General features: G+C 34.4%; 10 protein-coding genes. 3 read left to right on the forward strand and 7 right to left on the reverse strand.

What is annotated here, in order from left to right; translation table 11 throughout:
- Positions 1-385: 385 nt before the first annotated feature.
- From ACLTBU_RS06510 to ACLTBU_RS06530, 5 genes are all read right to left on the reverse strand, one after another.
- A complete protein-coding gene (locus tag ACLTBU_RS06510; protein WP_412218206.1) occupies positions 386-1,165 on the reverse strand; it encodes a histidinol-phosphatase in 780 nt (259 codons plus the stop codon).
- 66 nt (positions 1,166-1,231) lie between these two features.
- Entirely contained in the window at positions 1,232-2,365 is a 1,134-nt protein-coding gene (locus ACLTBU_RS06515) for a YibE/F family protein (RefSeq protein ID WP_412218208.1), read from the reverse strand.
- Positions 2,366-2,469: 104 nt separating this feature from the next.
- Positions 2,470-3,999 carry an alkaline phosphatase gene (locus ACLTBU_RS06520; RefSeq protein ID WP_412218210.1) on the reverse strand — a complete coding sequence of 510 codons (1,530 nt, stop codon included), beginning with the start codon at positions 3,997-3,999 and terminating at the stop codon, positions 2,470-2,472.
- 218 nt (positions 4,000-4,217) lie between these two features.
- The gene (locus tag ACLTBU_RS06525) at positions 4,218-4,850 is read right to left on the reverse strand and encodes a pentapeptide repeat-containing protein (RefSeq protein WP_320650209.1); all 633 of its coding nucleotides are present in this window, start codon (positions 4,848-4,850) and stop codon (positions 4,218-4,220) included.
- 122 nt (positions 4,851-4,972) lie between these two features.
- Positions 4,973-6,385, reverse strand: a complete 1,413-nt coding sequence (locus tag ACLTBU_RS06530; protein WP_249333604.1) for a carbon starvation protein A — start codon at positions 6,383-6,385, stop codon at positions 4,973-4,975.
- Positions 6,386-6,538: 153 nt separating this feature from the next.
- On the opposite strand from ACLTBU_RS06530, the gene ACLTBU_RS06535 reads away from it, so the two are divergent.
- The gene (locus tag ACLTBU_RS06535; protein WP_337528433.1) at positions 6,539-7,111 is read left to right on the forward strand and encodes a LemA family protein; all 573 of its coding nucleotides are present in this window, start codon (positions 6,539-6,541) and stop codon (positions 7,109-7,111) included.
- On the forward strand, positions 7,108-7,911 hold the full coding sequence (locus tag ACLTBU_RS06540) for a TPM domain-containing protein (RefSeq protein WP_320649728.1): 804 nt from the start codon (positions 7,108-7,110) through the stop codon (positions 7,909-7,911). Before ACLTBU_RS06535 ends, ACLTBU_RS06540 begins: the two co-directional genes overlap by 4 nt.
- Before the next feature lie 196 nt (positions 7,912-8,107).
- Here ACLTBU_RS06540 and ACLTBU_RS06545 read toward each other — a convergent pair whose 3' ends face one another.
- Together ACLTBU_RS06545 and ACLTBU_RS06550 are read right to left on the reverse strand one after the other, a co-directional pair.
- The gene (locus ACLTBU_RS06545; RefSeq protein WP_412218215.1) at positions 8,108-9,868 is read right to left on the reverse strand and encodes an ABC transporter ATP-binding protein; all 1,761 of its coding nucleotides are present in this window, start codon (positions 9,866-9,868) and stop codon (positions 8,108-8,110) included.
- Positions 9,865-11,595 (reverse strand): ABC transporter ATP-binding protein, encoded by a 1,731-nt coding sequence (locus tag ACLTBU_RS06550; protein ID WP_412218219.1) that lies wholly within the window; start codon positions 11,593-11,595, stop codon positions 9,865-9,867. Before ACLTBU_RS06550 ends, ACLTBU_RS06545 begins: the two co-directional genes overlap by 4 nt.
- 102 nt (positions 11,596-11,697) lie before the next feature.
- Here ACLTBU_RS06550 and ACLTBU_RS06555 point away from each other — a divergent pair, with 102 nt between their 5' ends.
- On the forward strand, positions 11,698-12,519 hold the full coding sequence (locus tag ACLTBU_RS06555; protein ID WP_412182524.1) for a MerR family transcriptional regulator: 822 nt from the start codon (positions 11,698-11,700) through the stop codon (positions 12,517-12,519).
- The last annotated feature ends 28 nt before the right edge of the window (positions 12,520-12,547 follow it).

Here is a 12,547-nt window from a genome sequence, read left to right on the forward strand (position 1 = left end):
TTCAACGTCAATTAATTTTTGTATAAAACTCACAAATATTACTTTTTTCTTGCATATTAATCGTATATTCTCTCTAATTTATTATAAAACTATTACTTTCTCACAAACCAATGCACACAGGCACACTTTTTAAAGTATGCTACCTCATTATCCTTTTCTACTCACCTGAGGAACAAAAAAAGCCATCCTAAAGAGACTGCCTCCCCCTTAATGGTAGCTCTTTAGAACGACTTTTAGTGTGGTAGATGTATGAAATAAAGTAATCGCTTATCCTTTATTTTTATAAGCTTTTTGCATAACCTTCAGAATAGAGAGCTTCTATGCATAGTCCCTAAAGCTGAAAATAACTCGAAAAAATTAACGCATCCAGCAATCTTTTTTCTTCTTATCTTATTATCTCAAACTTTTTATGAAGTCCATATGTACTTGCAATCTTATATCCTTCTTCAATATTTGAGATAATATCAGATGGCTTATGTGCATCTGAATTAGCGAGTACCTCTATATCATAATGACCTGCTAATTCCCAGAAGCCATGCAGTGGATACATACGTCTTACACCTTGCGCTGTTGTAATTTCTGGTTTACGAAGACCATATCCATTCACTTCAAGTGGCATATGGTAAGCCTTTGCCGCTTCTATAATATATTTAGAGGCAGCTAGAGCTTCTTCATCCCAATTTAAATAAAAAGTTCCAAATACATCAGGATGGGCTACAAAAGTAAAGAGGCCTGTCTCCATGCCTTTTACAAGATAATCTGCATAAAGTCTTAACTCTTCTTTTAAACTTTTTACTTCTCCCCTCAAATTCCATGGAGAAGTTCCAAAGATTTGATGGCCTGCTAATATAAGATAATCTGCTTCGCGTTGTCCTAATAACACTTCTTTATAGAATTCATGGTACTCTTTCAAATACTCACATTCAAATCCTTTTAAGATTTTGATTTCCTTATATTTTTCTTTAGCTTCATCTATTTCTTTGCAGTATGCTTCAAGCTCCTCATATGCCATACGTACCTTGAGCCAATGGCTATCATTTGGAAAAGGTGTATGGTCAGACATACCCAGTACTTGTACATCATTTTCTATAGCTACTTTTACATAATCTTCTACAGTTCCCACTGCATGCTTACATCTATAAGTATGTGTATGATAATTTTTCATTTTATAACCCCTCTAATCTATTTTTTAATATGCTTTTTAATTATTATACACCATAATGGGAGTCAATTAAATTTCCTTCTTCTTTTTATAAATATAACTACAGATAAGCGCTGTAATTGGAGATACAATAACTAATCCTATACAGCCTACAAAAGTATGTAGAACCTCTGACGCAATAGACTTGGAGTTTAAAATACTAATCATAGGTGTACCTTGTGCCATATATACCATCATGACTGCAATAAAACTTCCCATATAGGCAAGTAAAAGTGTTGTAGCCTGTGAGCCTACTACAGACTTTCCAATATTCATGCCAGACTGTAGAATCTCTCTCACTGAAAGGTCTGGCTTTTTTTCTACTACTTCATCTAATGCTGCTGAAATATCTACAGCTAAATCGATCATGGCGCCTGAACAAGCTAGATAAATAGATGCTTGATAAATAAGGGTTAAATTAAGATGCTCAAAGCCTGCATAAAGCAATGATTCTGACCACTGCATAACTGTCCCATCTATTCTAAATAAATAACCAAAACCTACTGCCAGTAAACAGGTTATAATCGAAGCTACACCTGATCCTAATATGGCACAATAAGCTTTCTTTGTAAAACCTGCCACTAAAATTAAAGTTACTACTGCCATCGTTACACCTATACAAAGTCCTACAAGCATAGGATGATACCCTTTTAATAAAAGAGGTATAAGTACCTTCCATATACATAAAAGACTAAATACAAATGAAATAATAGTTCGCAGGCCAGTTGCTCCTGAAAATAATATTAAAACACCCATAAAAACCAGCACAATCAATAACTCTACGTTCAGTCTGTAATGATCCAACATATTTACAAAAAGAATATTTCCCTGCTCATCTTGCTCCACTAGTACTAGTGCCTTATCTCCTGGTGCAAACATTTTATCGAACTCTAGCTTACCATTTAAAAAGTTAACAGCTTCTACTACTTTTCCTTTATGATTACCTTGTAAGAGTTCTACCATACATACCTGACTTCCTTGTTTTAAAAGTCCGTTATTATAAACAGTAGATTCATTCGTTTCAACTACCTTAGCTTTTACATTTTCTGCATTGACATAAAGTTGCTTTTCAAAACCTGTAGATACCATAAGTAGTATGCCTATGACCACTAAACATACTAATGAAAAAATTACATTTTTATTTTTTAAATATTTTTGTATCATTTTCTAGTAACCTATCCTCTCTTAATTATCTCGAGCTAAAAAGGTGGTGGACAAAATTCACTTTTCACCACCACCTTTTATTATCTATTTAGTTTCATAAAATTTTACTTAAGACCACAGATTTCTACAAGTTTATTAAAGATGTCTGTATTGTCATATGAACCATTAAAGAGCTCTTGACCTTGGCCCATTGCATAAACTGGAACTGGTACCCCTGTATGAGCATATGAAGTCCAGCCGATACCTGCTTTATTATTTAAGATATGTGTAAGTGTTACACTAAGTGGTTCATATCCACCATAAAGAGCAGTCTGCTGCTCACCTTGTGCTCTATCCTCTTGTGCTTTCATTGTTTCTTTGAAAGCATTTTCAAGTTTTTTGTATTCATAATCTGTTAAAACAAGTGCTGGATTTTTAGCTGCATCTTTATCTTTGCTTGTTACAAGACCAAAGTTTTCTTTAATGATTGGAAGTAGATCTTCAAGTTTTGCCTTATCTGCTGATGTACTCGCTTTATAGTCCCCGATAAGCTTATCAAATTCTACGTAGCTCATTTTTTGATTTTCTAAAATATCAAAGGCTGTATTATAACCTGTTGTTGCTTGCCCAATTGTCATACCACCTGTTTCATGGTCCCCTGTTACGATAATAAGTGTTTCTTCTGGATGCTCATTTGCAAAGTCTACAGCTACCTCTATCGCTTCATTTAATGCAATAACATCACCAATGTTAGATCTTGCATCATTAGCATGGCCTGCCCAGTCGATCTTACCTCCTTCAACCATCATGAAGAAACCATTTTCATTATCAAGTACATCAATACCTTTTTCTACAAAATCTTTAAGTCTCAGTTCACCTTTATCCGCATCTAAGTCATATGTCATAGCTTGTGAATCTTGAAGGTTAGGACTTATGGCATAAACTTTGCCTGATTGATCATTTAAAGCCATAATTTCTTCTTTAGAATCTACAATTTTGTAGCCTTTTTCTTCTATAATTTCAAAAGCATCTCTTTGGTCACCATTTTTACCTGTTGGTTGTACAAGTGAACCGCCTGCAAAGTAATCGAAACCACTATCTGCAAGTTGAAGTGCTATATCATACATATTACTTCTTGATACAACATGTGCATAGAAAGCAGCTGGTGTTGCATGATCAATAGATACACTTGTTACGATTCCTACTTTATAGCCATCTTTTTTAAGTTTTTCTGTAATGCTTTCAGGTTTTGTTTGTTTATCTGCATTGTAGCCAATTACACCACTATGTGTCTTAACACCACTTGATATAGCTGTTGCTGTAGAGGCTGAATCTGGACAGAATGATGTAGCATCTTGTGTCGTAGCTGAACCTACTACAGGAAATTCTGATACTGCTAAATTACCAAGATTTAAATCACCTTTTTCTGTTACCCCTTGATAGATATTAGCTGCGTTAAGCTGTACATAAGACATACCATCTCCAATAAATGTAAAGATATATTTAGGTTTTTTGTACTGTGCTTTCTGAGTTGTCGTACTTGCTGCATCTACTTGTGCTACTGATTTAGCTTCCATTGAAGTAAAGCCTACAAGTGAAGTCCCCATTACAACTACACCAATTAATACTGCAACTAATTTCTTTGTTAATTTCATTTTCATTCCCCTTTTGTTTTAATCTTTGAATTTCAATCAAATCATAAGGGATTAAAATTAAATCTATATTAGATAAACATTAGTTTTGTATTAACTCTATGTAAAATCCTTTAATATTTATCTATAAAAAGAGAAGAAGCTGCCACCTACTCGGACAACTTCTTCTCCTTTTATGTTTTCTCGATATCCTTATTTTACCCTTCTCGCTCTTAATCTCCTTATAGAAGCCCAGCTTCTTTATAAGTTGTTAAAGTTTTAATAATATAACTTAATGTACAAAAATCTTTATCAAGACGTGGTGTCATAATTTTAAACCCTCTAATAAGTGCTTTCTCATCAAAGATTTCTAAAAGGCGCATCATATTAACGGTATGGATACCCCCATCCTTTGTATCTAAAACACGTGAGGCCTTTACATATTGATTCTCCATAGCTAACTTAAGTGCCTCTTCAAGTTCACTACTCATCTCAAGCTCTGGCATTGCTTCATAGATAGTAATACCTTCAGCATTTAAGTCTAAGTTATTAGCTACATTTAAATCTGTGCCCACAAAAATAACATTTTTAAAAGTTGCCCCTCTAAAGTCTGCCCCATTTAAGTTAACACCTTCAAAAAGAGTTCCCTCAAACTTAGCATTTTTAAATTTGCTCTTTTTACAGTTTGTTCCTACAAATTCTGCTGATTTAAAGCTACATCCAAAGAAATTACATGATTTAAAATGAGCGCCTCTTAAACTTGTAAAATCAAAGTTAGAACCACCAAAATCTACTGCAAAACAATTGCTTCTTGTTAGGTTATTATACATAAAGTTTTTATTTAGCTTCTGTGTACTTTTAAAATTAAGTTCCATTTATCCTCCTGCCAGACTTAGCCTAGCATTTATTTATTTTTCTTTTTCATACTATATAGGATAACCTATAAAGTCAAGTTGTAACCTATAGATTCTAAGCCTCTTCTACCGTTTCTTTTATCTTATTTTTGTTTATGTGCACGAAAAACTGTAGTGTAAAGGAAAATACCTAGGCATACAAGAGCAAAAATGATACCTGATGGATAAGAAATCGTAATAGGTAGTTTAAAACCTTCTTGTGCCTGTAAAATATACGTACAAGAAACAGCAGACATAAAGGTTGCCGGAACTGTAGCAATCCAATGTGGTAATTTATTCTTAAATAAGTAAACTGCTGCTGCCCAAAGTGCAATCATAGCCAAGGTTTGGTTAGACCATGAAAAATAACGCCATATGATATTAAAATCAATCTGTGAAAGAAGTGCGCCAATTGCTAAAAGCGGAACAGCAAAAAGTAATCTACTCTTCATAGATTTTTGCTCTTTTCCCATCCAATCAGCAAGTGTCAGACGTGCGCTTCTAAAAGCTGTATCGCCAGATGTAATGGGGCATGCAATAACACCTATCATGGCTAGTACTCCACCTACAGGCCCCAAAAGTTTAAAGGAAATATCATAAACTACACTTGCCTGTGAACCAAGTTCTGTCAGTGCATTATTAAGTCCACCTGTTGAACCATAAAAAGCTACACCTGCTGCTGCCCAAATAAGTGCAATAACACCTTCTGCTACCATAGCACCATAAAAGACTTTACGACCTTCTTTTTCACTCTTTATACAACGTGCCATCATAGGAGATTGTGTAGCATGGAATCCAGAAATAGCACCACATGCTACTGTAATAAACATAAGTGGCCAAATAGGTAGTTTATCAGGATGTAAATTAGTTAGTGTTAATTCAGGAATTTTATAGCCTTGGAATATAATACCGCCGCCAATACCAATCGCCATAATAATCAGTGCAATACCAAATATAGGATAAATTTTACCAATAAGCTTATCAATAGGAAGAAGGGTTGCTAAGAAATAATAGATAAGAATGACAATTAGCCAAAATGTTACATTAAGATGATCAGGAGTAAGCCTAGCTAAAAGTCCAGCTGGTCCTGTCATAAAAACTGTTCCTACTAATACAAGTAATACAACAGAAAAAATGCGCATAACAAACTTCATAAACTTACCAAGATAGATCCCTACAATTTCAGAAATACTTGCACCATTATGTCTTAGAGAAATCATTCCAGATAAATAATCATGTACTGCGCCAGCAAAGATTGTTCCAAATACAATCCATAAGAAAACAACGGGGCCCCACAATGCTCCTAGTATAGCGCCAAAAATAGGTCCAAGTCCTGCAATGTTTAGTAATTGAATAAGAAAAATATTAGAAGTTTTCATAGGTACAAAGTCTACACCATCCTCCATAACAGTCGCTGGTGTAGGTCTATCATCGGGCTTAAATACTTTTTCTACAAACTTACCATAAACAAAGTATCCCCCAATAAGTAATGCAAGTGAAACAAGAAAAGTAATCATTAAATCTCCCCTTTCTTAAGACTATCCTATGAAATCCTATTATCTTATCTAACCTTTTATGTCTAAAATCTATAAAAGATTAACTTATTTTTTTCTATAATAAATCTCTTACTGACGCATAATAAAAACATTAACGAAAGGAGTTTTGATACTATGAAATCAGCTACGAAAGTTATTATAGGCTTACTTATTATTATTGGTATTATTGCTATTCCAGTTATAGGTGGTTATAACACACTTGTTAATTTAGATCAAACTGTTAATAGTGCCGAAGCTAATATAGAAACACAGCTTCAACGTCGTATGGACTTAATTCCAAATCTTGTTAATACGGTTAAAGGCTATGCCTCTCAAGAAAAAGAAATTTTCACTAACATTGCTAATGCTAGAAGCCGCTTAGCTGGTGCTACTACACTTACTGAACAAGCTGAGGCCGATGGTGAGCTTTCTAATGCTTTATCTCGATTACTTCTTATTGTCGAGCGCTATCCTGACCTTAAATCGAATCAGAACTTTAAAGACCTTTCCATTCAGCTAGAAGGTACTGAAAATCGTATTGCTATTGCACGTCAAGACTATAATACAGCCGTTACAGCCTATAACACTAAGAGGAGAAGATTTCCAAGTAATATTATTGCTTCTATTTTTAGTTTCCCTGAAAGACCACTTTATAAAGCAAATGCAGGTGCTCAGACTGCACCTACAGTAGATTTTTCTAACTCATGATAAGACGTAATTTTAAATCTTATAAATGTCTTCTCTCTTACTTGCTCCTCTTTCTTATACTTTCTAAAACATTAGTTTATGGAGCCCCTACTCTTCCTTCTCCTACTAATGCCAAATACATCAATGATTACACTGATACGATTGATGAACAAACTACAAATCGAATTATTTCAATAGGTTATGAACTTGAGATTAAAACAGGTGCTCAAGCTATTATAGCTGTTATTAACTCTACGGAAGGTCTTCCTATTGAGGATTATGCATTAAAACTTTTTAGAGGTTGGGGAATTGGTCAAAAAGGCCAAGATAATGGCCTACTTATTCTCCTTGCTATAAAGGATCAAACATGGCGTGTTGAAGTAGGTAGAGGATTAGAAGGTGTCGTTCCTGACGCTCTTACTAATCGTATTATGACAGATCTTGCACGCCCTTCTTTTATTCAAGAGAACTACAGTGAAGGCCTTCTTGCAAGTTACAGTACCGTATGTGATACAATTGCTATGGAATATGGTGTCACCTTAGATAAATCTTTAAATATTTCTTATGCCCCTACTTCTCCTGGTACTTCTAACAGACAAAATATCTTAGGGTATTGGATTGTTTTTATACTGATTGCTATGGATTTAATTTTGAACAGAGGGCGTATCTTAAGTACTATTATGCAAATTCTCTTTATTAATTCCTTCTATAATAGACAAGGTGGCCCCGGAAATCGGAATGGACGTGGCCCTGGTGGAGGTGGTTTCGGCGGGTTCGGAGGTGGTTCCTCCAGTGGTGGTGGTTCTTCTGGAAGTTGGTAAATCATTCTTACTTTAAATAGAAAAAGACACTACAAAACTGTAGTGTCTTTTTAAATGCTGTGTGAACATTATAGGTATGCTCTTAAAAATACTTAGTGGTACCAGCAACTAGGTATTTCGTTATTTATTATAACAACTTCCACGCAAAAATAAACCCCTTTTGCAAAAATTTACCTTTTCCATATTTTTCATGTGCTTATTTGGCTTCTTTATTGGCAAATTGACTATTGTAAAGTGTTTCATAGAAGCCTCCCTGCGCCATAAGCTCTTCATGTGTACCTTTTTCTACAATATTCCCTTCATTTATGACTAATATTAAATCAGCACTTCGAATGGTAGAAAGTCTATGGGCAATAACAAAACTTGTACGTCCCTTCATAACATTTCTCATAGCTTTTTGGAGCATAAGTTCAATTCTTGTATCAACAGAACTTGTTGCTTCATCTAAGATTAAAATAGCTGGGTCAGCTAAAATAGCCCTTGCTATGGTGAGTAACTGCTTTTCTCCTTGAGAGATATTTGAAGCTTCTTCATTAAGAAGCATATCGTAGCCATCTGGAAGTGTTTTAATAAAGTGATGGACATTGGCAATCTTTGCTGCCTGTATAATCTCTTCTCTCGTTGCACCAAATCTTCCATACTCAATATTTTCTGCAATAGTACCTTTATAAAGCCATGTATCTTGAAGTACCATACCAAAGAGACTCCTTAAATCTTCACGCTTCATCTTACGAATATCTACGCCATCTATTTTAATAGCACCACCTTGCACATCATAAAAACGCATAAGTAAGTTAATAAGCGTCGTTTTACCTGCACCCGTTGGACCTACAATAGCAACCATCTGACCACTTTTTACTTCTAGGCTTAAGTCTTCAATAAGTGGTGTATCTTCTTTATATCCAAATCGTACGTGCTCAAAGCTTACGTTACCTTTAGCATGAGTAAGTTTTACTGCATCTTTAGGATCCTTTACTTCTTCTTGTTCTTCTAAAAATTCAAATACACGAGTTGCCGCTGCAAAAGCTGACTGAATAGCTGAAGAAAGCTGCGTAATTTGTGAAAGAGGCTGATTAATTTGCCAGATATAACGGATAAAAGCTTGAAGATTCCCTACTGTAAGAGCCCCTGCAAGAGTGAAGATTCCCCCCATTGTACCTATAGCAGCAATACCTAAATAACTTACAAGGGATACAAGTGGTGACATAATACTTGAGATAAATTGTGCCTTAAAACCTGTCTGGCAAAGCTGTTCATTAATCGCTTCAAATTCTTCTATAGAATCCTCTTGTTTACCATATAATTTAATCTCATTAAAGCCTGTATACATTTCTTGTACAGCCCCATTAAGTTTTCCCAGTGCCTGTTGCTGATTATAGAAGAGATTTTGAGACTTTCCTACAATAAACTTAGAGACAAGATAACTAAGAGGAATAATAAGTGTTGCTACTAAAGCCATCTTTACGTTTATGACATACATCATACCTAATGCCAATGTTAATGATAATACTGAGTTAATAACCTGGCTGAAGCTTTGCTGCATTGCATTAGAGATGGTATCAATATCATTTGTAATACGGCTCAGCACATCCCCATAGCTATTTTTATCGAAGTAGCTGATAGGAAGTCTTCTTATTTTATTCTGTACAGCATTTCTTAAATCTTTCATTGTATTTTGAATCGCATTGGTTAAGAAAAAACTCGCTGCATAAGTAGATACAGTACTTATTAAATAAAGTATCCCTAACACAATAAGAACCTTAATAATATAGGCAAAGTTAATACCTGCGCCCTCTAGGCCTTTACTCATCGCTAGTACATCTTCTGTAAGCTTAGTAATAATAAGTCCTTCTGTTCTTGGTGTAATGGCATTAATAACCGCAGCTGAAATAATAAATAGGATTGCACCTATAAAAGGTACTAAATAAGGCTTTAAGAAAGGAAATAGTTTTTTCATTGCATTAACTCCTCCTTTGTAAGCTGTGATAAAGCAATTTCATTATAAATTTGGCAAGTATTAAGGAGCTCACTATGTGTTCCTATTCCCACTACCTCTCCTTCATTTAAGACAATAATTTTATCTGCTTCTAAAATAGAACCAATTCTTTGTGCTACGATAAGTACTACAGATTCTTCTGTTTCCTCTTTTAGTTTGGCACGAAGTGTAGCGTCTGTCTTAAAGTCAAGTGCAGAGAAGCTATCGTCAAAAATATAAATTTCTGGCTTTCTCACCACCGCTCTTGCAATAGAAAGCCTTTGCTTCTGTCCTCCAGACATATTAGCCCCACCCTCACTAATCGGTTCTTCAAACTGTTTAGGTTTGCGCTTAATAAATGGATAAGCCTGTGCCACTTTTGTAGAATGTTTGATTTCTTCCTGCGTAGCATCTTTTTTACCAAATTTAATGTTATTAGCAATAGTTCCTGTAAAGAGTCTTGTCTTTTGAGGAATAAAGCCAATCTTATTTCTTAAAGTTTTAAGGTCATAATCTCTTATATCTACACCATCGATTTTAATAGAACCTTCTGTTACATCATAAAATCTTGGAATCAGGTTAATCAGTGTACTCTTTCCACTTCCCGTACTTCCAATAAAGGCAACAGTCTGTCCTTTTTTCGCAGTAAAGCTAATATCACGGAGTACTGGCTCTTCTCCATCTGGATAAGTAAAAGTTACATGATCAAACTCTACTAAGCCTTGTTCTTTTGTTTCTTTTACACCATTTTCTGGACTTACAATAAGTGGCTTAGCATTTAAAAGTTCCTGAATACGATTAGCTGATACCTGCGCTTTTGGATACATAATAAATACCATTGAAAAGAGCATAATAGAAAACATAGCATGGAATAAATATTCAATAAAAGCCACAAGTTCTCCTACCTGTAATGTGCCTACATTAATCATCTGGCTAGAAACCCAGAAGATTGCAATAATAGCTAAATTTAAAAGGAAGAAGAAGGTTGGCTGAGAAGCGGCCATAAGCTTATGTAACTTTTTAGATACTCCTGCATAATCCTCATTCGTATGAGCAAATCTTTCATTCTCATGATCATCATTACCAAAAGCACGAATAACTCTAATACCTGTTAAATTCTCTCTAGAAATACGATTCAGCTTATCTAATCTCTTCTGCTGAGTCTCTGAAAGTGGCCCTGAAAGTTTAGCAATGACAATAACTCCAAGTATAATGAAAGGTACTGTAATAGCTAATACCCCTGATAAGGCTAAGCTAGTCTTTACAATCATGAACAAACTTACTAAGAACATAATAGGCGTTAACAAAGCTGTTCTAAGTAAAGTGTTTGTAAACTGTAAAATTTGAAAAGCATCATTTGTTGTTCTTGTAATCATAGAAGAAACACCAAAGGCATCATATTCACTATGTGAAAAATCTTGTACCTTTCTAAAAATATCATTACGAATATCGCGTGTTATACCTGTGGATATTTTAGCAGAACAATATCCAAGCAATATGGTCCCTAATACACCAATAACTGAAATAACAGCCATGACTATCCCCATTTGATAAATATAAGTTGTATTATTAGTGGCTATACCATTATCTATGATTTTCGCCATAATGGTTGGTATTCCAAGCTCTACAAGTGCAAATCCGAAAACAGATATTATATTAAGTAGCACTAAAAGTTTATAATGCTTTAAATAGCTTAAAATAAGTTTCATGTTTATACCTCCTTTTTGTTAATGTTTGTCTTTTTCATGGTTTTCATCATTATAGTATGGTAAACTATACGGTAACCATATAGTCAAGAGGAGATTGTACTCATGAACAAAAAAATTGAAAATCATTTTACAACAGGTGAATTCGCTAAACTGTGTGGTGTGAAAAAGCAAACTTTGTTTCATTATGATGAAATCGGGCTGTTCTCTCCTACTCTTACAGAGGAAAACGGCTACCGCTATTATTCTTACCGTCAGCTTTATACCTTTAATATGATTGCTACTTTAAAAGAGCTGAATATGCCTCTTAAAGATATTAAAACTTATCTTGATACACGTACACCAACAACTTATACCCATTTACTTAATGAAAAACTTGATGAAGTAGATCTATTTATAAAAAAACTAAATAAAATTCGTAGTCACCTTACTATGGCTACTGATCATATTACTCATGCCCTCCAGACAGAACATGCTAAAACCATTCTAGAAGAGCAAGAAGAAGAATATCTTATTATTAGTTCTCCTTTAAATTCTGCAACACATAAAGAGTTTTCAACTTTTATGCTTGAGTATATTCAGTTCTGTAATAAACATGAACTAAGCAATCATGATGCTTTTGGCTCTCTTATTAAAGTAGCAGATGTAGCAAATGGACTCCAAAACTGCTTTACAAGTCTCTATTCCAAAACTTATGATGCTACTATCCCTTCTGTTATTATTAAACCTAAAGGACTCTATGCTATTACCTATCATCATGGAACTTATGAAACTTTACATGAAACCTATAAGAAAGTCTTAGAGTTTGTTAAAGCCCATCACCTTCAGATTGGCGAATTCTTCTATGAGGAATATCTCTTAGATGACCTAGCTTCCCAAAATCCTAACGACTTTGTTACTCAGATTATGGTAGAGATTAAACATTAAATAGATTTATGCTATAATTTTATATATT

Source organism: Zhenhengia sp. (genome assembly GCF_046966505.1).
GTDB lineage: Bacteria > Bacillota > Clostridia > Lachnospirales > Cellulosilyticaceae > Zhenhengia > Zhenhengia yiwuensis.

Coding starts and splice junctions, on each gene's coding strand:
- ACLTBU_RS06530 (WP_249333604.1), bottom strand. CDS start 6,385: ATGATTACTTTTCTTGTTTCACTTGCATTACTTATTGGGGGATACTTT.
- ACLTBU_RS06515 (WP_412218208.1), bottom strand. CDS start 2,365: ATGATACAAAAATATTTAAAAAATAAAAATGTAATTTTTTCATTAGTA.
- ACLTBU_RS06540 (WP_320649728.1), top strand. CDS start 7,108: ATGATAAGACGTAATTTTAAATCTTATAAATGTCTTCTCTCTTACTTG.
- ACLTBU_RS06535 (WP_337528433.1), top strand. CDS start 6,539: ATGAAATCAGCTACGAAAGTTATTATAGGCTTACTTATTATTATTGGT.
- ACLTBU_RS06510 (WP_412218206.1), bottom strand. CDS start 1,165: ATGAAAAATTATCATACACATACTTATAGATGTAAGCATGCAGTGGGA.
- ACLTBU_RS06550 (WP_412218219.1), bottom strand. CDS start 11,595: ATGAAACTTATTTTAAGCTATTTAAAGCATTATAAACTTTTAGTGCTA.
- ACLTBU_RS06525 (WP_320650209.1), bottom strand. CDS start 4,850: ATGGAACTTAATTTTAAAAGTACACAGAAGCTAAATAAAAACTTTATG.
- ACLTBU_RS06555 (WP_412182524.1), top strand. CDS start 11,698: ATGAACAAAAAAATTGAAAATCATTTTACAACAGGTGAATTCGCTAAA.
- ACLTBU_RS06545 (WP_412218215.1), bottom strand. CDS start 9,868: ATGAAAAAACTATTTCCTTTCTTAAAGCCTTATTTAGTACCTTTTATA.
- ACLTBU_RS06520 (WP_412218210.1), bottom strand. CDS start 3,999: ATGAAATTAACAAAGAAATTAGTTGCAGTATTAATTGGTGTAGTTGTA.